Source organism: Corynebacterium lipophilum (assembly GCF_024102595.1).
GTDB classification, from domain to species: Bacteria; Actinomycetota; Actinomycetes; order Mycobacteriales; family Mycobacteriaceae; genus Corynebacterium; species Corynebacterium pseudogenitalium.
On sequence record NZ_JAEUWV010000013.1, the window covers coordinates 26,315 to 49,022 of the forward strand.

Annotated in this window: 21 protein-coding genes and 1 tRNA gene; 15 read left to right on the forward strand and 7 right to left on the reverse strand. The window is 65.3% G+C overall.

The annotated features are described in order from the left end of the window. Positions 1-7: 7 nt before the first annotated feature. Together JMN37_RS08425 and JMN37_RS08430 are read left to right on the forward strand one after the other, a co-directional pair. Positions 8-1,411 (forward strand): hypothetical protein, encoded by a 1,404-nt coding sequence (locus tag JMN37_RS08425; protein ID WP_252931723.1) that lies wholly within the window; start codon positions 8-10, stop codon positions 1,409-1,411. Positions 1,412-1,769: 358 nt separating this feature from the next. Continuing rightward, entirely contained in the window at positions 1,770-6,734 is a 4,965-nt protein-coding gene (locus JMN37_RS08430) for a YPDG domain-containing protein (protein ID WP_252931725.1), read from the forward strand. A gap of 214 nt (positions 6,735-6,948) precedes the next feature. Here the strand turns inward: JMN37_RS08430 and JMN37_RS08435 are convergent. Both JMN37_RS08435 and JMN37_RS08440 read right to left on the reverse strand, forming a co-directional pair. After that, positions 6,949-7,025, reverse strand: a tRNA-Pro gene (locus JMN37_RS08435). 50 nt (positions 7,026-7,075) lie between these two features. Then, on the reverse strand, positions 7,076-7,924 hold the full coding sequence (locus JMN37_RS08440) for a metallophosphoesterase (RefSeq protein WP_071573641.1): 849 nt from the start codon (positions 7,922-7,924) through the stop codon (positions 7,076-7,078). 92 nt (positions 7,925-8,016) lie between these two features. On the opposite strand from JMN37_RS08440, the gene JMN37_RS08445 reads away from it, so the two are divergent. Continuing rightward, positions 8,017-8,466: a GatB/YqeY domain-containing protein gene (locus tag JMN37_RS08445; protein ID WP_071573607.1), complete on the forward strand. Its 450-nt coding sequence runs from the start codon at positions 8,017-8,019 to the stop codon at positions 8,464-8,466. Positions 8,467-8,478: 12 nt separating this feature from the next. Here the strand turns inward: JMN37_RS08445 and JMN37_RS08450 are convergent, their stop codons facing one another. After that, the gene (locus JMN37_RS08450) at positions 8,479-10,872 is read right to left on the reverse strand and encodes a transglycosylase domain-containing protein (protein WP_071573608.1); all 2,394 of its coding nucleotides are present in this window, start codon (positions 10,870-10,872) and stop codon (positions 8,479-8,481) included. Between the two features lie 155 nt (positions 10,873-11,027). Between JMN37_RS08450 and JMN37_RS08455 the strand changes: the two genes are divergently transcribed. The 4 genes from JMN37_RS08455 (at position 11,028) to JMN37_RS08470 (ending at position 12,917) form a co-directional block, all read left to right on the forward strand. Continuing rightward, positions 11,028-11,384 carry a WhiB family transcriptional regulator gene (locus JMN37_RS08455; RefSeq protein ID WP_083329365.1) on the forward strand — a complete coding sequence of 119 codons (357 nt, stop codon included), beginning with the start codon at positions 11,028-11,030 and terminating at the stop codon, positions 11,382-11,384. Between the two features lie 21 nt (positions 11,385-11,405). Then, positions 11,406-11,561, forward strand: coding sequence for a Sp36 family protein (gene sp36, locus JMN37_RS08460; protein ID WP_071566444.1), 156 nt, complete (start codon positions 11,406-11,408; stop codon positions 11,559-11,561). Positions 11,562-11,564: 3 nt separating this feature from the next. Continuing rightward, positions 11,565-12,029, forward strand: coding sequence for a RidA family protein (locus JMN37_RS08465; RefSeq protein WP_070363257.1), 465 nt, complete (start codon positions 11,565-11,567; stop codon positions 12,027-12,029). Positions 12,030-12,107: 78 nt separating this feature from the next. Then, positions 12,108-12,917: an MBL fold metallo-hydrolase gene (locus tag JMN37_RS08470; RefSeq protein ID WP_071573642.1), complete on the forward strand. Its 810-nt coding sequence runs from the start codon at positions 12,108-12,110 to the stop codon at positions 12,915-12,917. Between the two features lie 564 nt (positions 12,918-13,481). On the opposite strand, the gene glxR is transcribed toward JMN37_RS08470, so the two are convergent. Then, a complete protein-coding gene (gene glxR / locus JMN37_RS08475; protein WP_070363256.1) occupies positions 13,482-14,165 on the reverse strand; it encodes a CRP-like cAMP-activated global transcriptional regulator GlxR in 684 nt (227 codons plus the stop codon). Between the two features lie 223 nt (positions 14,166-14,388). Between glxR and nth the strand changes: the two genes are divergently transcribed. Genes nth through JMN37_RS08490 form a run of 3 tightly spaced genes read left to right on the forward strand, consistent with a single transcriptional unit; the run spans position 14,389 to position 16,894 of the window. Then, positions 14,389-15,162, forward strand: coding sequence for an endonuclease III (gene nth / locus JMN37_RS08480; protein WP_252931727.1), 774 nt, complete (start codon positions 14,389-14,391; stop codon positions 15,160-15,162). Continuing rightward, positions 15,159-15,713: a TlpA family protein disulfide reductase gene (locus JMN37_RS08485; protein ID WP_070477311.1), complete on the forward strand. Its 555-nt coding sequence runs from the start codon at positions 15,159-15,161 to the stop codon at positions 15,711-15,713. Before nth ends, JMN37_RS08485 begins: the two co-directional genes overlap by 4 nt. Beyond that, entirely contained in the window at positions 15,713-16,894 is a 1,182-nt protein-coding gene (locus JMN37_RS08490) for a MarP family serine protease (RefSeq protein ID WP_070477313.1), read from the forward strand. Before JMN37_RS08485 ends, JMN37_RS08490 begins: the two co-directional genes overlap by 1 nt. Here the strand turns inward: JMN37_RS08490 and JMN37_RS08495 are convergent, their stop codons facing one another. The 3 genes from JMN37_RS08495 to JMN37_RS08505 all read right to left on the reverse strand — a co-directional run bounded on the left by JMN37_RS08495 (position 16,895) and on the right by JMN37_RS08505 (position 18,925). Continuing rightward, complete coding sequence (locus JMN37_RS08495; RefSeq protein ID WP_071573609.1) at positions 16,895-17,521, reverse strand: alpha/beta fold hydrolase; 627 nt, start codon at positions 17,519-17,521, stop codon at positions 16,895-16,897. A 3-nt stretch (positions 17,522-17,524) separates the two neighbouring features. Then, a complete protein-coding gene (locus tag JMN37_RS08500; protein ID WP_070363251.1) occupies positions 17,525-18,037 on the reverse strand; it encodes a phage holin family protein in 513 nt (170 codons plus the stop codon). 81 nt (positions 18,038-18,118) lie between these two features. Beyond that, complete coding sequence (locus tag JMN37_RS08505) at positions 18,119-18,925, reverse strand: HAD family hydrolase (protein ID WP_070477314.1); 807 nt, start codon at positions 18,923-18,925, stop codon at positions 18,119-18,121. A gap of 153 nt (positions 18,926-19,078) precedes the next feature. Between JMN37_RS08505 and JMN37_RS08510 the strand changes: the two genes are divergently transcribed. From JMN37_RS08510 to JMN37_RS08530, 5 genes are read left to right on the forward strand one after another with little or no spacing between them, the layout of a single operon-like run. After that, complete coding sequence (locus tag JMN37_RS08510; RefSeq protein ID WP_252931729.1) at positions 19,079-20,068, forward strand: CpaE-like family protein; 990 nt, start codon at positions 19,079-19,081, stop codon at positions 20,066-20,068. Next, positions 20,065-21,162, forward strand: coding sequence for a TadA family conjugal transfer-associated ATPase (locus JMN37_RS08515; RefSeq protein WP_071573610.1), 1,098 nt, complete (start codon positions 20,065-20,067; stop codon positions 21,160-21,162). Before JMN37_RS08510 ends, JMN37_RS08515 begins: the two co-directional genes overlap by 4 nt. Beyond that, positions 21,159-21,908, forward strand: coding sequence for a type II secretion system F family protein (locus JMN37_RS08520; RefSeq protein WP_071573611.1), 750 nt, complete (start codon positions 21,159-21,161; stop codon positions 21,906-21,908). Before JMN37_RS08515 ends, JMN37_RS08520 begins: the two co-directional genes overlap by 4 nt. Then, complete coding sequence (locus tag JMN37_RS08525; RefSeq protein WP_071573612.1) at positions 21,905-22,459, forward strand: type II secretion system F family protein; 555 nt, start codon at positions 21,905-21,907, stop codon at positions 22,457-22,459. The genes JMN37_RS08520 and JMN37_RS08525 overlap by 4 nt, the downstream gene beginning before the upstream one ends. A 34-nt stretch (positions 22,460-22,493) precedes the next feature. Beyond that, positions 22,494-22,706, forward strand: a complete 213-nt coding sequence (locus JMN37_RS08530) for a DUF4244 domain-containing protein (protein ID WP_070363246.1) — start codon at positions 22,494-22,496, stop codon at positions 22,704-22,706. Positions 22,707-22,708 lie beyond the last annotated feature (2 nt).

Genomic DNA, 22,708 nt, shown 5'->3' on the forward strand with positions numbered 1-22,708 from the left:
GTGCACCATGAAGTGGCGCGTGTTGTGTGTGTTGTTGGTGTGTATTGTTGCGGCCTTCCTGCCGTTGAGCCCGGTGAGTACTTGGATGTCCACGCAGGGGGATGCCAGCGCGCCGCAGCTGCCGTCGGATCGCGGCAACCCGAACGAGGCGCGCCGCGCGGCGGGGGAGGCCAACACGCAGGCGGGCTTTCTCACGCAGGGCACCAAAGAGCTTGTCGACGGCACCTCCCAGCTCACCGGCGGCGCCGACGAACTCGTCGCCGCGATCTCCCAGGCGCAGACTGGTGCCCAGGAGTTGTCGGCCGGGATGGTGCAGCTGCAGGCGGCGACGGGCCAGCTCGGGGGTGGCGCGACGGAGGTCGCGGATGCGATCGGCCAGGTCGTCGAGCAGGCCACGGCATTCGATGCGGTGCGCGGCCAAGTCACCGCTGCCATCGACCGTGCCCTCGTATCGACGAAGGCCTCCAAGGATCCGGACGTCATCGCCGCGCGTGAGCAGCTCCAACAACTGAAGGTGCAGGCGGAAAACGCGCAGCTGCCGCCGGAGGTTGTCGCGCAGATGAACAAGCTGCGTGACGGCTCCCGCGAGGTGGCCAACCAGTTGGCAGTGCCGGGCTACGCCTACCACGACGGCGTGTACACCGCCACGGACGGCGCCCAGCAGCTGGCGAGTGGACTGACTCAGCTCAATAACGAGGCGCAGGGCGCGGTCGGCGGTATTGCACAGCTTGATGAGGGCGTCGCAAAGATTGACCACATGGCGAACCTGACCGCCGACCAGATCCGCGCGGTGCGTGGCGCGCTCCCGGCGCCGGCGGCGGCCCAGGCGGGTGCGGAGGCGCAGGAGCCGCAGGAGTCCTCGCTGGCGCCGGTCGCGGCGATGCTGGTCGCGGCGCTCGTGGGGCTGGGTGGCGTCGGCGTCGCTGCGGCGGCGTGGATGTCCCGCACGAGGCGCTGGCTGGCGCTGGCGCTAGGCGTCGTGCTCCTGGCGGTTGCTGGCTGGGTGCTGGTGTTCATCCTCGGCCACAACCTGAGCCCGGCCGCTCTGGGGATCGCGGCTCTCGCGCTGCTGTGCGGTGCGGCCGCCTCCGTTGGTGTGACGACGGCGCTCGCGGCGCTGTTTGGCCGCGGATGGGGGAGTCTGGTTGCCGCAATCCTGATAATTCTTCAGATGGGGGTAGTCGGGTGGGTTTGGAAAGCCGCCGCGGCTGCCCCTGTTAGTGGGGTCCTCGAGGCACTTTCTTCGGCGATGCCGATGCACTGGCTGGCCGCGTCGCTCTCGAGCGCGGGCAATAACGGCTCTGCGCAGGCACTATGGATTGGTATCGCTATGAGCGCGCTCGTCGCGGCGGTCGGGCTGCTGGGCGGAGTACCGCAGCGACGTGACGTTGCGGTTCACGTGGAGGAATAATCCGAGCACACGGACATGGTTCCTACTTTCGGATGGGTTTGTGTTAATCTAGCGGTGCTCATTTCAAGTAATAGGGGCTTGGATTGAGTGGTCTCCTTTCGCCCATTGTGGGCAAGAAAGGGGTTAGGGATGGGGAAGGCCCCGTCGGCTTCGGCTGGCGGGGCCTTCACTTATTGCCACTTATGCAACGTTAAGAGTGTACGAAGCGCACAGCCCGAATTACGCTGTTACTGACAAATCGTTGTGAAAAGTGAAGGGCAGCCACATGCAAGGCACATTTCCGGGCGCGGGGCGTCGGAAAGTACGTGTTGGAATTACCGTAACGTCTGCGATAGCGCTCGCGTTGGGGAGCGCGGCTGTGGTTGTACCTTCCCCTGCTGCATATGCGCAGGAGAACTTGGCGTACACCGGTGCGGTGATCGGCGCTGAGCAGCTGGCGAAGTCCGAAGGCTTGGGCGATGATGCCTGCCGAGTGGTGCTGGAGAAGGACGATGGCGGCAAGGACGTTGCGGGTTTCAGGTTTGACGCGCTCAACCCTGGTGAGCACTCCGAGAGCGCAACTGAGTTCGGCATTCAGCTGCACTTCAACGCGGACAAGCAGCGCACCTTCACGGATACAGGGTTTAGCGACAGCGGGCCTGTTCCAGTCGAAGCTGGCGAGCTAGGCGTTGTTCCCGCGGGCGAGAAGCTCGATGGCGGTAACCCGTTCACGGTAAACAACGCTGCTGAGCCGGCGGAGATTACCGCTTCCCGAGTTCAGCGCAACTTGAACGGCGCGTTCCCCTTCACGGAACAGTTCCAGCAACAAGCCGTGAGCCCGGAAGGGCTCACCTTTGCGTGGAAAGGGGCTTACACAAAGGAAGACTCTGACCACAGGTTTTTCGAAGGCCAAAACTTCCAAGCTGACGCGAACGCAAACCCTTGGCCGAGCGAGACCGACGATTGCGTCCCCCTCAAACTTGATTGGGAGCACATTTCGAAGGCCGTGATCAAGCCGGGGGAGAAGGTCAAGATCGCCTCCGCTGGCGGGATGTTCACGGAACGCGACCTGGATCGTCTGCGCATACAGGTCGCGGACGGCAGCGGCAAGGTGTTCGAGCACGTCACCATCACGCGCGATGGCTCCGACTTCTTCCTTACCTGGCCGAAGTTCGCCGACGACGCCGAGCTCGACGGCCTCCAGGGCCTCACGTTTACCGCGGTTGCGCTGCCGCGCAGCGTCGAAGAGCTCGAGGCTATCGCTCAGAACCACGCGTACGAAGATACAAGGGTTGGGGTGACGGCCAGCTCCATTGCGCTGCCACGCTACAACACCGCCAACGAGCTCAGCTCGCACGCGATCAGCGTCGACGACACGCTCTACCACGATCCGCAGTTCACCAGGTCTGAGGTCAACATCACCTCCGGGATCTCAAAGGACGCGATTGTCTTCGAGGAGCTCCCCGACGCAAACGGGCACACCCTCGCCGACCTGAAAGAGAAGTTCGACGCCACCATCACCCTCGACGAGAGCCTCGTCTACGACGGCTGGACCGCCAAGTTCACCGACGAGGAAAAGGGCGACTATAGGGTGATCATGACGGCGCCGGAGGGCGTCGATAAGCCGACCCCTGGGACGTTTGCGCAGCCTGTGGTGCATGTTCGCTACTCGAACGGCTCTCAGGACGCGATCCCGCTGCTCGTTGTCGTCGAGCCGAATCACACGCAGCAGACCAACCTCGAGTACCCCGCGGAGCCAGTGCAGGGCGCCCAAAACACAACACTTACCGCGAAGGCGAGCCTGACGCGGGTGCTGGGCAAGGGGGACGTCATCAAGCCGAAGAAATTCGAGCTTATCGACGCCCCCTCCGACAAAGACGGCTGGAACGTCACAGTCGATAAGGAAGGCGCCGTCACCGCGAAGGCGAAGGCAACCGTGCCGAACTTCACCACCATCAAACCCGTGGTGAAGGCGACCTACCCGGACGGCACGACCGACGAAGCTCCGGTGTCCTTCCAGGTGTTCTCGGACGTGAAGGTGCCGTCGTATGGCTCGATTTCGGGCAAGGCGACGGACAGCGTGACGCTCACGCCGACCGTGCCGAAGGTTGGCCTCGGCGGCAACGAAATCGACGAAACTCCGAACCGCTATACCTTCCCTAACGGCTCCCAGCAGTACAAAGTCGGCGACTGGAGCGTCACTCTCGACGCCACCACCGGCGAGCTGACCGTCACCATCCCGGACACCGCGCTGCCGGGCGCCTACATCACGGTGCCGGTGCGTACCCACTACGCCAGCGGCGCTGTGCCGCAGGAAACCACCGCCACCATCAACGTGATCGGCGACGGTACGGGCACCGACGTTGCGAACTACCCGCAGAGCTTCACCAAGCCCGGGCTGCCGGTCTCCTCGATGATCAGCACCCTGCTGGCGGACCCGATGAAGGCGAAGTACAGCCTGCCGGAGCAACTCCCGGACGGCTGGACGTTCGACGTGTCGAAGAAGGGCGTGGTCACGGCGACTCCGCCGAAGGATGCGCGGCCCGGTGACCAGGCGATCATCGACATCCACGTCCGCTACCCGGACGGCTCCGAGGCGGACGTCCCGGCGGCGTTCACCGTCGTCGGCGACGACAAAGGCATGAACAACCCGCGGTACCAGACCAAGTCGGGCAAGCCGGGCACCACGGTCACGAGCAAGCTGGACACTGGAAGCGTCCGGGACATCTCGGAGCCGAAGTTCGCCCTGATCACGGACCCGAAGGACAAGCACTACATCGCTCCGCCGCGCAACCTGCGGTGGGAGCAGGTCAAGATCGACCCGAAGACGGGTACCATCACCACCCCGGTCAGCGAGCGCGCCGTACCGGGCAGCTCCGCGGACATCCCGGTGCGCGTGACCTATAAGGACGGCACGACCGCCATCATCGTCGCCACCGTGGTCGTCCTCGGTGAGCAGCGCGCCGTCTACGAGCCGCGATACGAGCAGCAGGAGGCGAAGCCGGGCGTCGACAAGCGATCTGAGATCACCGAGCCCACCCGCATCCCTGCCCGCGACCTCGCGGAAAAGACGCCGTTCAGCGTGCCCGCGAGCCTCGACGGCTGGAAGCTCCGCGTCGACGACGCGGGCGTTGTCACCGCGACCCCGCCGAAGGACGCCGAGTCTGGCGACCACCTCAACGTCCCCGTCACCGTCACCTACCAGGACGGCTCGAAAGACGTGGTCACCGCCGCGTTCGTCGTGGTCAGGGAGCCCGCGCCTGACGTCTCCTTCGACATCAACACCGAGTACGAAGTCATCGTGCCGTTTGAGACGCAGATCGTCTTCGACCCCACACTCGACGTAGGCACGCAGGTCGTCGACGCCGAACACCCCGGCGTGCTCGGCACCGACAAAGTGAACACGACCAGGACCATCACGAACTCCGAGGTGGTCAGCACACGCATCGAGCAGACGCGCATCGCGGACCCGCAGGACCGCATCGTGCGCGTTGGCACCAAGGAAAGGCCGGGCGTCACGCCGGAAATCCACTGGTCTGAAGAGACGCCGTACCGCGTCATCATCCGGGAAGACCCGACGCTCGAGGCCGGCACCCACAAGGTCGCACAGCGCGGCAAGGTGGGCAGGATCTCCTACAAAATTATCGACGGCATCGCGCAGAAACCACAGGTCGTGGACGCCGAGGACCAGGTCATCTTGGTCGGCACCAAGAAGGAATCCAAGCAGACAGAGCTACGCGAGACCATCCACACCCCCGTGCCGTTCGAGACCGAAATCCGCCAGGTAGACAGCCTGCCCGCCGGCGTGGTCAAGACCATCCAGGAAGGCTCCTACGGCCAAACCATCACGGAGAAGACCTGGCAGCTTGTCGACGGCCACGTCGTCGGCAACCCCGTCGAACACACCACGACAACCAAGACCCCGGTCAAGCGCATCATCGAGGTCGGCGTCGGCCACATCGTGCCAACCTACGGCAAGGTCGTCCAGGAACCGGGCGCAACCGACGAGGTCCCTCTCCACGAGGGCTCCAAGGTTCCTTCCGACGCCACCTTCGAAATCGACCCCGAGTGGAAGCCAACCATCCCGGGCTGGACCGCCACCGTCGACGAGCACGGCCGCGTCTTCTCGACGCCACCAGCCGACGCCAAGCCCGGCGACTCCATCCTCATCCCCGTTCAGGTCACCTACACCGACGGAGCCATCCTGGTCGTTCCGGCATTCGCGGCCATCAAGGAAACCGACGAATCCCCGCACGTCAGCTACGCGTCCGCCTCCGTCCTTCCCGGCGAGACGAGTACTCAGCCTGCAACGAATGCCACCGACGGCAACCGCTACTCGGTACCCGACCGGGTCAATGGCTGGAAGGTGAGCGTCGACGAGCACGGCACCGTTACCGCGACCGCGCCGAAGTCCACCACCCCAGGCACCTGGATCCGCGTCCCCGTCACCGTCACCCCAGCCCACGGCGAGGCCTACACCACCCAGGCCGTCTTCACCGTGGCCAACGTGCCGACCGGGCCGGTTGAACCTACTTCTTCCGCGACTGCTGCGCCGGAGCCGTCCCCGACTGCCACTCCGACTGCTCCTTCTGTACCTATCGCGCCAGCACCGTCGTACCCGCCGGCCATCACCGCGCCGGGCGTGCCGACGGCCATCAAGATCAGCGGCCACACCGACGGCAACACCTACAAGCTCGGCGCCCTGCCGACCGGGTGGCGGGCCTCCGTGTCCGCCTCGGGAGATCTGCTGGTCACCCCACCCGCCTCCGCCGAAGTCGGTGAGAAGGTTGACATCCCAGTTACTGTCACCACCGCCACGGGCGCAACGTACGAGGTGAAGACCGTCGTGGGGGTCATCGCGAACGGCGGTGCAGCCCCGAGCCCGACCACGCCTGCGCCTTCTACGCCTACTCCCGCTCCCGCCGATTCATCTGCCGACGGCTCCTCTGCTGACGGCTTCAAGCGCTGCATGTCCAACATGTTCGCGCTCAACAGCCCGATCCTCTGGCTGCTGCCAATCGGGCTCGCCGCCGCAGTTGGCATTGGCGTTGCGAACACGATGCAGACCCAGATCAACGCCGCTCTTGGGCAGTTCAACGACTCCCTGCGCCACGTAGGCCGCGGGTTCGAGGGCCAGATTGCCGCCATTAACAGGCAGTTCGGCGTCGACGCCCGTCAGCTGCAGCCCGTTGCTATCGCGTTTGGAGCCATCGCAGTCGGCGGCCTGGCGATCTCCCTGATCGCCCAGGCATGCCAGCCCGAGTGCTTTGACCGTGGCATGACCGTCCTCGGTTCCTCCAAAGATGGTGAGCCAGTGCCAAAGGACGCATCTTCCAAAAAGTAGGCCTTTTTGGACCTGCAGGTTTATACGTCTAATCCAAATTGCGTTGCGTCCTTTGGCACTCGCCCCGGTTGGGGGGACACCAAATTCCCACCCTGCCCCTTGGCGACCTGGGGAAACGCCGACGGTGCTTCCCAAAAACAAGGAATGTGGTGCGCGGGTCCCAAGCCCACCTGAGCAACGCGAAACCCCGCCGCGAAAGCGGCGGGGTTTCTATTGGTCGGGATAACAGGATTTGAACCTGCGACCTCTTCGTCCCGAACGAAGCGCGCTACCAAGCTGCGCCATATCCCGTGGGCACCTGGTTACTTTACTCCTGTGCCCGCGAAAAACAAAAGCCGTGGTCAGGGCCGCTCCGTGATGTGGAGGAGTGCTGCGGATGGCGGGCAGAAGATCCGTACGGGGGCGTACTTGGAGGTGCCCAGCCCGTTGGAGACTTCCATCCACATGCGGCCGAAGCGGTGGAGGCCGGAGGCGCGCTCGCGGTCGATGTCGGCGTTGGTGACGATGGCGCGCTCGCCAGGTAGGCAGATCTGGCCGCCGTGGGTGTGGCCGGATAGCGCCAGTTGGTAGCCGTCGCGCTCGAAGGCGTCGAGGACTTCCCGGTAGGGGGCGTGGAGGAGCGCGATGGCGAGGTCGGCGTCGGGGTTGGGGGCGCCGGCGATGGTGGAGTAGTCGTGCAGGTTGTGGTGTGGGTCGTCGACGCCTGCGAGGGCGAGGCGGACGTCGTTAATTTTGAACTCGAGCCTGCGGTGTGTGGCGTCGTGCCAGCCGTGCTCCTGGAATGCGGCGCGCATGCCTTCCCAGGGGAGGTCGACGTAGGAGGGCTCGCGCTTCGTGCCAAGCAAGTACTTGAAGGGGTTGACGGGGCGGGGCGCCCAGTAGTCGTTGGTGCCGAAGACGAACGCACCCGGGATCTCGAGGAGCGGGCCGAGGGCCTGGAAGACCCAGGGCACGCCCTTGGGGTCGGAGAGGTTGTCGCCGGTGTTGATCACCAGGTCGGGTTGGAGTTCGGCGAGGCTGGAGACCCAGGCGACTTTGGCGCGTTGGCCTGGGATCATGTGGAGGTCGCTGACGTGGAGGATGTCGAAGGAGTCGCGTCCTTTGAGGGTGCCGGGCGGGAGGAGGGGGAGGGTGTATTCCTTCAGGCGGTAGTTGTTCAGCTGGCTCACGCCGTACGCGGCGGTGGCCATGCCGGTCGCAGCGATGACGCCGGCGGCACGCGTGAGGCGTTTGAGGGAAGTATTCACGCGTCCTAGCGTACAGATGGACTACGCTTTCCCACATGAGTGAATTGAAAGCACAGCTGCGCGCAGACCTGAAGACCGCGATGAAGGCGAAGGAGAAGGAACGCACCGGCACGATCCGTATGTTGCTGGCCGCCATCCAGACCGCTGAGACCGAGGGTTCGAAGCACGAGGTGGATGATGCGGAGATCTTGAAGATTATTGCTCGCGAGGTGAAGAAGCGCCGCGAGTCCGCGGAGATTTACGCCACGAACGGCCGCCAAGAGCTTGCCGACGCCGAACTCCACGAAGCCGAAATCCTCGAAGCGTACCAGCCTGCCCAGCTCACGGACGAGGAGGTTGACGCCCTGGTGGAGGAGGCCGTCGCCGAGGTCGGCGCCGAGTCCATGGCGCAGATGGGGCAGGTCATGAAGGCTGCGAACGCGAAAGCCGCCGGCCGTGTTGACGGCAAGCGGCTTTCCACGGCGGTCAAGGCCCGCCTGAGCTAGGGCTAGTTAGCCTTATTGGAAGACGTTCGTGAGCGCATCGCGGGCGTCGTTAAGTGATTGCTGGATGCCGTCGAAGTCGACGGCGGGGGCCTGCGTGCTGGTCGGCGGGGGTGTGGACGCCGACGGTGACGCGGTGGGGGCGGCGGCGCTGCCGTCGGACACGTTGAGGGTCACCATGGTGCCCTGCGTGAGCGCGGGGTTGGCGGGGATCGCTGCGATGACGTTGCCGGCGGGCGCCCCGTTGCCGAAGACGGTTTGGGTGGTCACGTTGAACCCTTGCGCCTGGAGCTGCTGCTTCGCGGTGGCGGCCGGGAGGCCGACGACGGCGTCGAGCGCCGACTGCTTCGTGCCGCGCGTGTAGGTCGCACTGGTCGGTGGCAGGCCCGCTGCCGCGGCGCCGGGCACGCCGTGGGCGGCCTGGAACCAGGTGCGCGCGGCCTCGTTGCCGCCGAACAGGTTGCCTACGGAGCACTGACGCACTGGGCCGGTGCACAGCGGGGTGGTTTGGGTGCCGTCGTTGAAAATGTACGGCGCGCCGGCCATCCCGCGGGTGAACCCGAGGAACGCGGAGGACTGGTGGGACTCCGTGGTGCCGGTCTTGGCAGCGACGGGTGCGGTCCACCGGGAGGCGGCGGCTGCGTCCTTGGCGGTGCCGTCGATAGTGTCGTGTGACATGCCGAGGGCGAGCGCGCCGGCGATGTCTGGGTCGATGACCTGCTCGCACGGCGGGCGCTGGATGAACACTTCCTGCCCGTGCTTATCCACGACGCTCTTGATCGGGTTCGGCTCGCACCAGCGGCCGCCGGCAGCGAGTGTGGCGCCCACGTTGGACAGCTCGAGCGGGTTCACGGCGGTTGGACCCAGCACGAAGGAGCCCATGTTCTCTTCCTTCGCGGCTTGGGCGACGGAGCGGCCGTTGCCAAACGTATTGGGTTCGGTGTAGGAGCGAAGGCCCAGGCGCACCGCCATATCCACTGTTGGGGTGACGCCGACGCTCTGGATGAGCTCGATGAACGAGGTGTTCGGGGACTGAGCTAAGGCGTCGCGTAGCGTCATCTGTGGCGGGTAGACGCCGGCGTTCTCCACGCAGTAGGCGCCCGGCGGGCAGCCGGCGGCACCGCCCTTGCCCATGCCGTAGACCACGGAGCGCGCCGGGGTGTTCAGCATGGAGTCGAGGCCGTAGCCCTGCTCGAGCGCTGCAGCCGCCGTGAAAATCTTGAACACGGAACCGGCGCCGTTGCCCACCATGGAGGTCGGCTGCGGCATGATCGTCTGGTGCTTCTCCAGCTCGAGGCCGTAGTAGCGCGAGGATGCCATCGCGAGGATGTCGCGGGAGTCCGTGCCGGGCCGGATCACGTTGAGGACCTCGGCCACGCCGTGGGTGGCTGGGTTGACGTTGTTGCGTACCGCCTGCACCGTCGAGGCCTGCACCGCCGGGTCGAGGGTGGTGGTGATGGTGTAGGAGCCGCGCTCGATCTCGTCGATGCTCAGGCCCTTGCTTTCCAAGTACTGCAGGGCGTAGTCGCACATAAAGCCTGCGTCACCGGCGGTGATGCAGCCGTCCGGCAGGCCTTTCGGCTTGTCCACCACACCCAGCGGGGACGCCGCGTAACGGTCCGCTTCCGCCTGTGTGAGGTGGCCTTCGTTCACCATGTTCTGTAGCACGGTGTTGCGGCGCTGCGTCGCGCCCTCCGGGTTCGTGTACGGGTTCAGGTACTCCACGGACTGCAGCAGCCCCACCAGCAGCGCCGCCTGTGGCGGGTTCAGTTCAGCGGCCGGGATGTCGAAGTAGATGCGGGCCGCGGCCTCGATGCCGTAGGCGTGGTTTCCGAAGGAAACAAGGTTGAGGTAGCGAGTGAGGATCTCGTCCTTCGTCAGCGTCTTGTCCAGATCGGAGGCCATGCGCATTTCGCGCAGCTTCCTCGGGATCGACTGCTCGGTCGCCGCCTGCGCCTCCTCATCATTGCCTGCCTCAACCAACCACAGGTAGTTCTTCACGTACTGCTGATTAATTGTCGACGCCCCCTGCTCGACCCCACCCGCCAGCACATTGGTCACCATGGCCCTCGCAAAGCCCTGCATATCAACGCCGTCGTGCATATAAAAGCGTCGATCCTCTGTGGAAACCAGCGCATGTTTTACATGCGCTGAAATTTTTTCGCTCGGAACCTCGTATCTACGCTGTTTGTATAACCACGCAATGGGGGTGCCGTTGACGTCCGTAACGGTCGTGACACCGGGGACATCGCCGTGTGTCAGGTCGAGCAGATTCGACTGCATTGTATTCGCGGTGCGCGCAATCGCGAGGCCCGTCAGGCCTGCGACCGGCGCCAAACACAGGGCAATCGCCAGAGCAACGGCGCAAAGGCCGAGCAGGAGGTTTCCAAAGGAACGAAGTGCAGTCACACCGTTACCTTAAATGAAACGCGGGGGAGAGTGAATAGGACGCCCCCACCTTTCATGTGATGCATTTTACAAGGTGCATACCCTGTGAATACACTTACAAGCGCTTAATGGGTCTAAGTATTATACTTTGCCTCCGCTTGAAAGGAGACCGATTCATGACTGCCACTCTTGGAACCGCGACGTACGAGGACACCCGCGCCATTCCGCGCCGTGTGAACTCTGCTGGGGATCTTGTGTTTGACCGTGGGGAGTGGATTACTCGTGCAATCTGTCGCACAGGTGACCCAGACGCTCTCTTCGTGCAAGGTGCCGAGCAGCGCAAGGCCGCAGAAATTTGTCGACGCTGCCCCGTCCAACTCGAGTGCCTCGCCGAGGCCCTCGAAAACCGGGTCGAGTTCGGCGTGTGGGGCGGCCTGACCGAGCGTCAGCGCCGCGCCGTCCTGCGCAAGAACCCACAGGTCAACGACTGGGGCGAGCACCTCGTCGCCGGCCGCGAGATTATCGGCCTCTAGAATTCGTCTAGGGTAGAGGCCATGACGAAATGGGAATACGCAACGGTTCCGTTGCTCACGCACGCCACGAAGCAAATCCTGGACACCTGGGGTGAAGACGGCTGGGAACTGGTCACCGTCACCCCAGGGCCGACGCCGGACAGCGTCGTCGCCTACATGAAGCGCCCGCTGGAGTAGGCCATGGCACACACCGATTGGGCCGCGCGCCTTACCGAACTCGGCATCACCCTGCCCGCCGTCGCCGCGCCCGTCGCGGCCTACGTTCCCGCGGTGCAGACCGGCAACCACGTGCACACCTCCGGGCAGCTCCCATTTATCGACGGCACCCTGCCCGCCACCGGCAAAGTCGGCGCGGACGTCTCTGCCGAGGACGCCTACGGCTACGCCCGGCAGGCCGCCCTCAACGCGTTAGCTGCCGTCGATAATTTGGTGGGCCTCGAGCGCATCAAGCGCGTGGTGAAAGTCGTGGGCTTCGTCGCCTCCGACCCGGCCTTCACCGGCCAGCCCGGCGTGATCAACGGCGCCTCCGACGTCATCGGCGACATTTTTGGCGACGCCGGCGCCCACGCCCGCTCCGCCGTCGGCGTTGCCGTGCTGCCGCTCGACAGCCCAGTCGAAGTGGAGCTCGTCGTCGAGCTGCAGTGATACCGCGCGGTGCCCCTAAGCGGGGGAATCGCGTTGTTTCGCAGCAAAATCCGCGTGCAAGGCGGTAGGGTGGGTGGCATGCAGCATCCCGCTTATAGTCAGTTGCGTCCTGTAACGGCATCCGTCGCGGTCGTTCTAGCGCCCAATCCAAGCTACGCGGCGCTCGAAGGCACAAACTCCTGGGTTGTGCGCGACCCCGAAGACGAGTACAGCATCGTCGTCGACCCGGGCCCAGAAGACGAAGGCCACCTCAACGTCCTGCAGTCTAAAGCGAACAAGGTTGCCCTCATCCTCCTGACTCACCGCCACCACGACCACGCCGACGGCGCCCGCCGCTTCTCGCAGCTCACCGGCGCCCCAATCCGTGCTCTTGACGCCCGCTACACCCACGGCGCCGAGCCACTCACCGATGGCGAAATCATCTCCATCGAAGGCGTCTCCCCCAAGATCCAGGTCGTTGCGACCCCGGGCCACACCGCGGACTCTACCTGCTTCTTCGTCTACACCCACGACGTCGAAGATGACCAGCTCGAAGGCATCATTACCGGCGATACCATCGCCGGCCGCCACACCACCATGATCTCCGAAACCGACGGCGACTTGGCCCAATACCTGGAAACGCTGTCCATGCTGGAGCGCCGCGGCAAGAACATCCCGCTGCTCCCAGGCCACGGCCCCGACGCCCCGGACCTCTCTGCTTTCGCCCGCAAGTACATCGACCGCCGCGAGCAGCGCCTCGACCAAATCCGTGAGGCTCTGAAGAAGTACGGCGAGGACGTAGACATCAACACCCTTGTCGACGCCATCTACGACGACGTCGACCCAGTCCTCCGCGGCGCCGCCGAACAGTCCACGCGCGTCGCCCTGCGTTACCTGAAGGAACACTAGTTCCTGGTGTTTTGAGTTCTAGAGCCCTAGTTGCCTGAGTCGTGGATGCTGGCAGCTAGGGCTTTTGTGTTGCCTTTTGCATGGCTGGCGCTGCACCAAATTCCAGGGTTTCGGGATCGAGTTTTGCGTTTCACCAGTTCGTAGGGTTTTAGCGTGGGAATTTGGTGCTTGGACCAATCTGCGTGGCACCAAATTCCCCCATTTCCAACAGGGGTGGTCTGGAAAAGCCCAGGTCGCAGATTGCCGACGATGGAATTTGGTGCGTCTCCTTGAGGCGTCAGTGACAAAAGGCGCACCGTTTTATATCTAACCCTTTTCGTACCTGCATGTTTATATGTGCAGTCCATTGGGCGATGTGTCCTATGTAGCTCGAGTCGGCCGGAGTGGCACCACATTCCTGCACGTGGCGCCAGCGACCTGGGGAAACGCTGGCAGCGTTCCCCAAAACCAGAAATTTGGTGTCCAGGAACCTGCGCGCAGCCAGACCTACCCCCAAGCAGGCAGAAGAAAACCCCCGGGGAAGGCCCGGGGGCTCACAAAACAGGCAAAAACTAGAACAGCAGCTTACCGCGCGCGGCGGGCGAGGTGCTCCGTGTTCACGATGACCACGGACTTGCCTTCGAGGCGGATCCAGTCGCGGTGGGCGAAGGTTGCCAGGGCTTTGTTGACGGTCTCGCGGGAGGCGCCGACAAGCTGGGCGATTTCCTCTTGGGTGAGGTCGTGGTTGACGCGGAGGACGCCGCCTTCCTGGGTGCCGAACCGGTTCGCCAGCTGGAGGAGGGTTTTGGCAACGCGGCCGGGGACGTCGGTGAAGATGAGGTCGGCGAGGGACGCGTTGGTGCGGCGGAGACGGCGGGCCAGGACGCGGAGGAGCTGCTGGGAGATTTCTGGGTGGTTGTCGATCCACTTCTTCAGCAGCGTGGAGTCCATGGTGGCCGCGGTGACTTCGGTGACGCACACTGCGGAGGAGGTGCGTGGTCCTGGGTCGAAGATGGACAGTTCGCCGAACATGTCGGAGGGGCCCATGACGGAGAGGAGGTTTTCGCGTCCGTCGGGGGCGTGGCGGGCGAGCTTCACTTTGCCGCTGATGATGATGTAGAGGCGGTTGCCGGGTTCACCTTCGTCGAAAATGGTGGTGCCGCGGTTGAATGTGACTGTTTCCATGTCTTGGATCAGTGCTGCGACGGCCGCGGGATCCACGCCTTGAAATATGCCCGCGCGGGCGAGAATTTCGTGTGCGCCTTCCATGAATCCTCCTTGTGGACGGGTGTGACAGTCCGTGTCGGTTGTCACGTTAGCTCTTGAAGTGTGCGTGAGTCACACCACATTGGGAACTGTACCACTAGTCGACGACTGCGGACTCTAGGTGTTCCATTCCTATGGTGAACAGCCCGAGAATGAGGGGAATCGCGACGACTAAGAGTACTGCCATGCGTCCATCGTATCGCTTACCCCGTTAAGGTGAGAAAGCATGTCTGGTTCGTTGACGCCGCAGCAGCGGCGGGTCCCTGGTAAGCATCCGGTGTTGAAGGGGGAGGAGTCGCCGTTGGCGCGGAAGCGTCGCGCGCGGAGGATTAATCGTACGCTGGCGAAAGCGTTCCCTGATGCCCATGCGGAGTTGGATTTTTCGAGCCCGCTGGAGTTGCTTGTGGCGACGGTGTTGTCGGCGCAGACGACGGATGTGCGGGTGAATCAGGTCACCCCCGCGCTGTTCCGGGCGTACCCGACGGCGGCGGATTATGCGGCGGCGTCGCAGGCGGAGGTGGAGGAGATCATTCGCCCGACGGGTTTCTTCCGTGCGAAGGCTGCGAACTTGATTGGGTTGGGGCAGAAGTTGGTGTCGGATTTTGGGGGTGAGGTGCCGGTCGCGTTGGAGGACTTGGTCAGCTTGCCGGGGGTGGGGCGCAAGACGGCGCACGTCGTGCGGGGGAATGCGTTTGGGAGGCCGGGGCTGACCGTCGATACGCATTTTCAGCGTTTGATGCACAGGCTGAAGCTTATCGACGCCTCCTTAGGCTCAAATGCGGTGAAGATCGAGCATGCTGTGGCTGAGTTGATTGAGCCTTCGGAGTGGACGATGTTTTCGCATCGGATCATTTTTGAGGGCCGGAGGGTCTGTCATGCCAAGTCGCCGGCGTGTGGTGTCTGCCCTATCGCGTACGATTGTCCCAGCTTTGGTCTGGAGGGTCCGACGGATCCTGCTGAGGCGGCGAAACGTGTCAAGGGCGAGATGGAGCAGGTGTGAGCGCGAGTAGGTCGGTGGTTGCGAGCGTCGCTGCGATTGTGGTGGTGTCGGCGCTGGTGGTTGGGGGTGCGTGGCAGTTGTTGCAACCTGGGGAACCGGCGCAGCCGGATAACCAGCCCGCCACGACGGCGCAGGTGGCGCAGCGCCCGGATTGCCCGGGCCCGACTGTGGCCGGCGTCGCGTTGCCGTGTTTGGGTGGGGAGTCGGGCCAGGAGTCGGAGTCGGGCTTGACGGTGGTGAACGTGTGGGCGTGGTGGTGCGAGCCGTGCCGCGCGGAGTTGCCGTTGTTTGACGCGCTGGCGAAGGCGCACCCGGACGTGCGTGTGGTGGGTGTGCACGCGGATGGCAACGCTGCGAATGGGGCGGCGTTGTTGGGGGATCTGGGTGTCGATGTGCCGAGTTACCAGGACAGTGAGAATGCATTCGCGGGCGCGTTGGGGCTGCCTGCGGTGGTGCCGTTGACGTTGGTGTTGCGCGATGGGCGGCAGGTTGGGTTGTTCCCGAAGGAGTTCGGCTCGCTGGAGGAGCTTGAGGAAGCGGTGGGGCTCTAGTGCTTATCGACGTCCTCATCCTCATCATCGTGCTCGCCGCCTGTGTGAGTGGTTGGCGGCGCGGTGCGTTTTCGGCGGTGCTGTCGGCCCTGGGGATCGTGGCTGGCCTGACGCTCGCGGTGGTGGGGGTGCCGCCGTTGATTCAGCGCGCGGAAGCGCAGTGGGTGCGCGTGGCGGTGCTTATTGTGGTGGTTGTCCTGGTGGTCTGCCTGGGGTCCTTCGCGGGATCGACGGTGGGTGACTGGGTGCATGACCGGTTCCGACGGAAGGCGGCGCAGCGTCTCGATTCGCTGTTCGGTGCCCTGTTCCAGGGGGCCGTAGCGGTGGCGTTGGTGTGGTGCGTGTGTATGCCGTTGGCGGCGTCGTTGCCGGGGGCATGGGCGAAGCACCTGCAGAGCTCGCGGGTGCTCACGCAGATTGATGCCGCGATGCCGGCGGCGGGCAAGCAGTTGCCGTCGCAGGTGGCGGCGGTGCTGGCGGATTCGGGCCTGCCGCCGCTGATTTCCCCGTTTGCCTCGGATGGGCACGCGGAGGTCGACGCCCCGGACCCGTCGGTTGCGCGCCCCGAGCTTGTCGACGCCGTCCGCGCCTCCGTGGTGCACGTGATGGGGGACGCGGAGTCCTGCAGTCGGCGGCTGATGGGCTCCGGATTCGTGATCGAGGACGGTTACGTGCTCACCAACGCGCACGTGGTGGCGGGTACGGAGACGGTGTCCCTGGACACGGTGCTTGGGGTGAAGAAGGCAAAAGTGGTCTTCTACGACTCGGAGGCGGACATCGCGGTGCTGCACGCGGAGGCGCTGGGGATCGCGCCGCTGCGCTGGGCGGAGGGCACGCTGCGCACCGGCGACAGCGCCCTGGTGATGGGTTTCCCGGAGTCCGGCCCGTTTGAGGCGATGCCGGTGCGGGTGCGCAACCAAGTCAGCCTGTCTGGCCCCGATATTTACGCGAAGCGGCACGTGCAACGCCAGGTGTACACGATCCGCGGCAATATCCGTCAGGGCAACTCGGGTGGGCCGATGCTGACCCCGTCCGGCGGTGTCGCGGGCATGGTGTTCGGTGCCTCTGTGGACGCCACGGAGACCGGTTACGTGCTCACCGCGCAGCAGATCCTGGAGCGTACGGGCGAGATCGCTGGGCTGCGTGAGCAGGTTGGTACGGGGGCGTGCGTCGGGCGCTAGCTACATGCGGGCTTCGATGCGCGCGAGCTCCAGAATGTAGGGCAGCGCGTTGGTGATGTGGGTGCCGTCCCGGCGCAGGCGCAGGTGGTCGGCGGTGGCGTCCTCGGGTTGGTTGCGTAGCAGGTCACGCAGCCACAGTTGGTCGAAGAGGGCCGGGAAGTGGCGGTAGAGGGGCGTCGGCACAAAGGCGGCTTTGCTGCCGGTCCATGGTGCTGAGGTGTGGCGCGTGACCAGGTGCGGGGACCGCTCCCGCAGCGTGTTCGTGATCACGGTGGAGGCGCCCGCGCTGATCACCTCCGCGGAGTCGTGGCCCAGCGTGTGGATCGCGCCCTTCAGGTCACCGGCGTGCAGCAGGAGGGCGTCGCCGCTGCGGCGCACCGGCTTGTCGGACAGACCGCAGCCACGCAGGTCGAGGGCTGCGACGTGATAGCCGGAATCGGCAAAGTCGGCGATGCGGTTGCGGTAGTCATACCAGCCGCCGAACGCGCTGTGCAGCAGCAACAGCAGGGGATTCGTAGGGTCGCCCGCGACGGCCGCATGCAGACGCAACCCACGAGTGTGCAACCACTCGTGGGTGAAGGGACCAGGTAGGTCGATGGCCGAAGGGGACGTCGAAAAGTCTGGCACGCCCTAGTTCGAGCCCGTGTAGAGCCCCGAGCTGTCCTTGGCAAGGTTCTTCTGCGCCTGGCCTGGGCGCAGGTTCTTCAGCTCGTTGACGGAATCGATGGTCTTCTTCGGCGCGCGGATCTTCTTCAGGCTCTTCACGCCGACCAGCGCCAGAATGCCCGCCAGGGCGATCATGATGGCGAAGACAATCAGGAACGCCCAACCCCGGTGCATCCAGGAGGACAGCATCTCGGCGAACGCGAAGAAGAGGAAGAAGGAGGAGTACAGGGCGATGACACCCGCGACGCCCAGGAGGCCGCCGCCGACGGCGCCCTTCTTGGCCTCGCCGATGACCTCGGCCTTGGCCAGCTCAATCTCGCCGCGAACAAGCGTGGAAACCTGCTCGGAGGCGTTCGAAATCAACGTACCGATGGAGTCCTTGCCCGGGTGGGTGACATCGGTGTCGTGCAAAGGAATCGAGTTAACCTTTGCGGACACTGCGGACGTTCCACTGGTGTACAGACCTTCGTTGCTCACTGTATGTTCAACCTTCCTGCGATTATTGAATGCACTCAACCCTAGCAACCATTGATGGGATTTGTCGCACACCCTCAGGGCTTAGGCAGACTTATCTTTCTTAATGGCCTTCGCCAGCAGCGTCCCTGCCACGGCTAACGCGGTCACGCCCGCGATGACGGACGCCCCGATACCGACTTCTTTCGCGTTCGGCATCTGGATCAGCGGCTCCGGGTTCTTGAACGTTTGCACGTCCCAGCCCTCCGCCTGCGCGTGCTTGCGCAGCGCCCGGTCCGGGTTGACTGCGACGGGGTTGCCCACCAGCTCCAGCATGGGGATGTCGGTGGCGGAGTCGGAGTAGGCGTAGCTGCGCTCCAGGTCGTAGCCGTGTTCGGCGACGAATTCGCGGATGGCTTCGGCTTTGGCGTCGCCTTTGAGGTAGCGGGTGATGCGGCCGGTGAGGGTGCCGTCGACAACCTCGACCTCGCTGGCGACAATCATGTCGATGCCCAGCTCCTTCGCAATCGGCGCGACCAGGATATTTGCCGACGCCGAAATAATAATGACGTCGTGGCCGAGCTCGCGGTGCGCCTCGATGAGCTCGCGGGCCTCCGAGTAGATCGCCGGGGTGATCACGTTGTGCATGGTCTCGGTGGTCACAGCGGTGACATCCTCGACGCTCCAGCCGGTGATCATGTTGGCCAGGTTGTCGCGGGTGGTGTCCATCTTTTCGCTGCTCTGCCCGATGAGCATGTAGGCGGCCTTGGTCAGGTACAAGTCCAGCGCTTCCTGGCGCGTGATCATGCCGTTGTTCAGGAACTCTTTGCCGAACGCGAACACGGACGAGGTGGCGATGATCGTCTTATCCAGATCAAAAAACGCCGCTACCGGTGCCGAGTTCGAAGCCATGAGGCACATTCTAACGCCACATACACGAACGCGTTTGGGTGTGCAGAATGTTATCCACAAATCAGGGTCGAGCGTTCAGGCAGCACGGGAGTTATCCACAGGCGCATTCCAAACCGTTGAGGGGCGGTTGTGGCGTGGGTGATGCTCGAAGCCATGAGCACGCACAACATCACCATCGCTGTCAGCGACGCGGCACTACACCCAGAGGCGATGCACCTCGCGGCGGCAACGGGGATGCCCGTCACCGACCTCAGTAGCGCCGAGCCGGCGGAGGTCGCCCGCCGCTGTGAGCAGGCCTTCGCCATACTTATCGACGCCCACTTCGCCACCCACCTGCCACCCGCGGTACTGCGCCGCCCGAACTGTTTTGAGCTCGGCCAGCAGCGCGGCGCCTACGACGTCCCGGATCAGTCCGGGCAGCTGCTGCGCGCGCTGGGTGCGCTGCGGACACCGAAGGACCACGAGAGGGGCCGGGTGATCGGTGTAGTCGGCGCGTCCGGCGGGGTGGGGGCCTCAACATTCGCGGCGGCGTGCGCCAGGGCCGCGGCGCCGTCGACCCTGGTGGATGGGCACGCCCACTCGGGCGGGCTGGACCTGCTGCTCGGCATTGAAGAGGAGATCGGTGCGCGCTGGGGCGAGATCGCCATCGGGGAGGGTGCGGTCGCCCGCGAGGACGTGCGCCGCGCGCTGCCCGCCACCCCGGACGGCGTGGCGGTGATGACGTGTAGCAGGGAGGTCTCCGGCGCTGGTTTCGGGGCTGATGTGGGAGATCTTGAGGCGCTGGTGGAGGTGCTCGGCACCGGCGGGGTGACCGTGGTGGACGCCCCGTGTTCGCAGCTGCCCGCGCGCTGCGACGTAGTGGCGATCCTGGTCGCCCCGCAGGTCAGGGCGGTGTCTGCGGCGGCGCAACTGGTCGCCCAGTGCGAGCGAGCCGGGCTGCGGCACGTGCTGGTGGTCAGGGACATCGGGTGGGCCGGCATCGGCGTGGACGAGATCGCCGCCATTGCGGGCTCGCGGGTGGTGGCCACCATCGGCCAGGTACGCGGGCTGACGAAGCGCGTCGAGCAGTGCGGCCTACCGTCGCGCTTGCCCGCGGGGCTTGCGAAGGCGGCGAAGGCTGTGCTCGAGGAGGTGGCCTCATGAGCCTCATCGACCGCGACTTGCTGCTGCGCGTGCAACGCCGCATGGCCGACGAGCCCGGGGAGGTCGACGCCACCCGGCTTGCAGCGCTGATCCGCGAAGAGGCCGTCGTCATCAGTGACGTGGACGTGCTGGCAGCGATGCGCCAACTTCGCGACGATACCTCCGGCGCTGGACCCCTGGAACCGCTGCTTGCCAGCGGGGACGTGACCGACATTTGCGTCAACGCCCCCGATCGCGTGTTCGTGGACCGCGGGCACGGGCTGGAGCGCAGCGAGATCCGCTTCGACTCCGAGGAGTCCGTGCGCCGCCTGGCCACGCGCCTGGCGCTGCGCTGCGGGCGCCGCCTTGACGACGCCCAACCCTACTGCGACGGCCATTTCCGCAGGCCGGACGGCTCGATTATCCGCTTCCACGCGGTGCTGGCACCCACGGCTGTGGCGGGCACGTGCCTGTCGCTGCGCGTGCTGCGCACCACCACCGCCACCCTCGACGAGCTGGTGGCCAGCGGCACGATGGACGAGGAACGCGCCGAGATGCTGCGTGAAATCGTGCGGGTCCGGCGCGCCTTCGTCATCGTGGGCGGGACCGGTTCGGGCAAGACGACGTTGCTCTCCGCGATGCTCGCAGAGGTGGCGCCGCACGAGCGGATCCTGGCGATCGAGGACACCCTGGAGCTGACCCCGAACCACCCGCACGTGCTGAACCTGAATACGCGGGCAGTGAACACGGAGGGCGCCGGCCAGGTCACGATTGCGGACCTGGTGCGGCAGTCGCTGCGGATGCGCCCGGACCGGATCGTGGTGGGGGAGATCCGTGGTGCGGAGGTGACGGACCTCCTCGCGGCGCTGAACACCGGTCACGAGGGCGGTGCTGGCACCTTGCACGCCAACGCGATCGAGGAGGTCCCGGCCCGGTTTGAGGCGCTCGCCGCGCTCGGCGGGATGGGGCGCGACGCCCTGCACGCGCAGCTCGCGCCAGCCCTGGACACGGTGATTGTGATGCAGCGCCGCCCCGACGGCCGCCGCGTCCTGCACCAGATCGGTGCCCTGGAGGGCAACCCGGTGACCACACGAGTGATCTGGCAGCGGCCATGACGTACCTGTTCGCATTCGCGGCCTGTGTGGCCTGGACGGGAGGGGTGCCAGCGCGTCGGATTCGCCCGCGCGCGGTGTCCTGGGGGTGGGTGCCGCCGGTGGCGCTCGCCGTGGCGCTGCTGGTCATCGTGACGGATCGCGCGGCGGTGGTTATCGCTGCCGCGCTCGCCGGGGCGACGGTGCTCTACGCCTACTCGCGGCGCCGCGCCGAGCAGGCGTTGGTGCGGCGCCAGGAGGCGGCCTCGCAGTTTCTCGGCCACATCAGCGCCAGCCTGCAGGCAGGTTCCTCGCTTCTCGACGCCACCCTTCGCGCCACCGACCAACTCCCCGACACCACCCCCACCGACCTACGTGCCGACGCCTCCCTGTTCTGCCACGTGCTACGCACCGGCGACGCCGCGGGGCTTCGCACCCCGGAGCTGTCCCGGGTGGAGGCGCTGTGGCGGGTCGGGGTGCAACGCGGCGTGCCGATCGCCTCCCTGGTCACCGCCGCACGCGAGGAGATCGACGCCGCGCTGCGCCACCGCGCCGCCACCGCCGCAGCGCTGGCCGGGCCGAAGACGAGCGCGGTGGTGCTCTCCCTGCTCCCGCTGGCCGGGATCGGTATGGGTGCTGCGATGGGGGCGCGCCCGCTGCACTTTTTGGCCGCCACCAACTTGGGCGGGGTGCTGCTCATTGTCGGCACTGCGCTGGTGGGGGCCGGTTTCTGTACGTCACAACGCATCATCGAAAGGGCAACCCAATGAGTTCGTTTGTTACCGCTTTGTGTATCGCTGGCGCGATGGCCGTCGCCGGGCACAGCCCGCGCGGCAGAGTGGGCCGCGATGTGCCGCGTGCGCCGAAAACCCCGCGGGACGGGCCGTCGCCAAGCCCCGGCAGGAGCGCAACCGACATCCGGCTCTTCGCGGCGTGCTGCCGCGCAGGCCTGCCCGTTGCAGCCGCCGCGGGCGCAGTGGCCGACACCCACGGCGAGGACCCAAGCCCATGGCACACCGTGGCAGCGCTCAGCGCGCTCGGGGCCGACCCGGCACGCGCCTGGGCGGAGCTACACGCGGTGCCGGGCGGGGAGGAGCTCGCGCACCTGGTGGCCTTATCTAACGCCACGGGTGCAACCCTCGCCGCGGGTTGCGAGCGCATCGCGGTCAGCCTGACCGCGGACGCCGCCGACCACGCCACCGCCCGCGCCGAGCGAGCCGGGGTGCTCATCGCACTCCCCCTGACCGCCTTCTTCCTGCCGGCGTTCTTCGTCCTCGGCCTGGCGCCCGTGGTGGTCAGCCTGGGCCAAACCCTGTTTTAAAACACCAACAACCAATAAGGAGATTTCAATGTCTATGAATCTTGTTCACGCTGCCGCTGCCCGAATTATCACGCGTATGCAGGCGAAACTATCCAACGACGACGGTTTGTCCACCATCGAATACGCCTTTGGTACTTTGGCTGCCGCGGCGCTTGCCGGGGTGCTCTACATGGTGGTCACCAGCAACGGCGTCTCGGACGCCATCGAAGGCGTGATCACCGACGCCCTGACCAACAAGCCGGGCTAGCC

Excerpts from the sequence above, each read along its gene's own strand:
- JMN37_RS08425 (WP_252931723.1), top strand. The coding sequence starts at position 8 with ATGAAGTGGCGCGTGTTGTGTGTGTTGTTGGTGTGTATTGTTGCGGCC.
- JMN37_RS08440 (WP_071573641.1), bottom strand. The coding sequence starts at position 7,924 with ATGGCCACCGCCGCGTACGGCGTGAGCCAGCTGAACAACTACCGCCTG.
- JMN37_RS08445 (WP_071573607.1), top strand. The coding sequence starts at position 8,017 with ATGAGTGAATTGAAAGCACAGCTGCGCGCAGACCTGAAGACCGCGATG.
- JMN37_RS08455 (WP_083329365.1), top strand. The coding sequence starts at position 11,028 with ATGACTGCCACTCTTGGAACCGCGACGTACGAGGACACCCGCGCCATT.
- sp36 (WP_071566444.1), top strand. The coding sequence starts at position 11,406 with ATGACGAAATGGGAATACGCAACGGTTCCGTTGCTCACGCACGCCACG.
- JMN37_RS08465 (WP_070363257.1), top strand. The coding sequence starts at position 11,565 with ATGGCACACACCGATTGGGCCGCGCGCCTTACCGAACTCGGCATCACC.
- JMN37_RS08470 (WP_071573642.1), top strand. The coding sequence starts at position 12,108 with ATGCAGCATCCCGCTTATAGTCAGTTGCGTCCTGTAACGGCATCCGTC.
- glxR (WP_070363256.1), bottom strand. The coding sequence starts at position 14,165 with ATGGAAGGCGCACACGAAATTCTCGCCCGCGCGGGCATATTTCAAGGC.
- nth (WP_252931727.1), top strand. The coding sequence starts at position 14,389 with ATGTCTGGTTCGTTGACGCCGCAGCAGCGGCGGGTCCCTGGTAAGCAT.
- JMN37_RS08505 (WP_070477314.1), bottom strand. The coding sequence starts at position 18,925 with ATGGCTTCGAACTCGGCACCGGTAGCGGCGTTTTTTGATCTGGATAAG.
- JMN37_RS08510 (WP_252931729.1), top strand. The coding sequence starts at position 19,079 with ATGAGCACGCACAACATCACCATCGCTGTCAGCGACGCGGCACTACAC.
- JMN37_RS08515 (WP_071573610.1), top strand. The coding sequence starts at position 20,065 with ATGAGCCTCATCGACCGCGACTTGCTGCTGCGCGTGCAACGCCGCATG.
- JMN37_RS08520 (WP_071573611.1), top strand. The coding sequence starts at position 21,159 with ATGACGTACCTGTTCGCATTCGCGGCCTGTGTGGCCTGGACGGGAGGG.
- JMN37_RS08525 (WP_071573612.1), top strand. The coding sequence starts at position 21,905 with ATGAGTTCGTTTGTTACCGCTTTGTGTATCGCTGGCGCGATGGCCGTC.
- JMN37_RS08530 (WP_070363246.1), top strand. The coding sequence starts at position 22,494 with ATGAATCTTGTTCACGCTGCCGCTGCCCGAATTATCACGCGTATGCAG.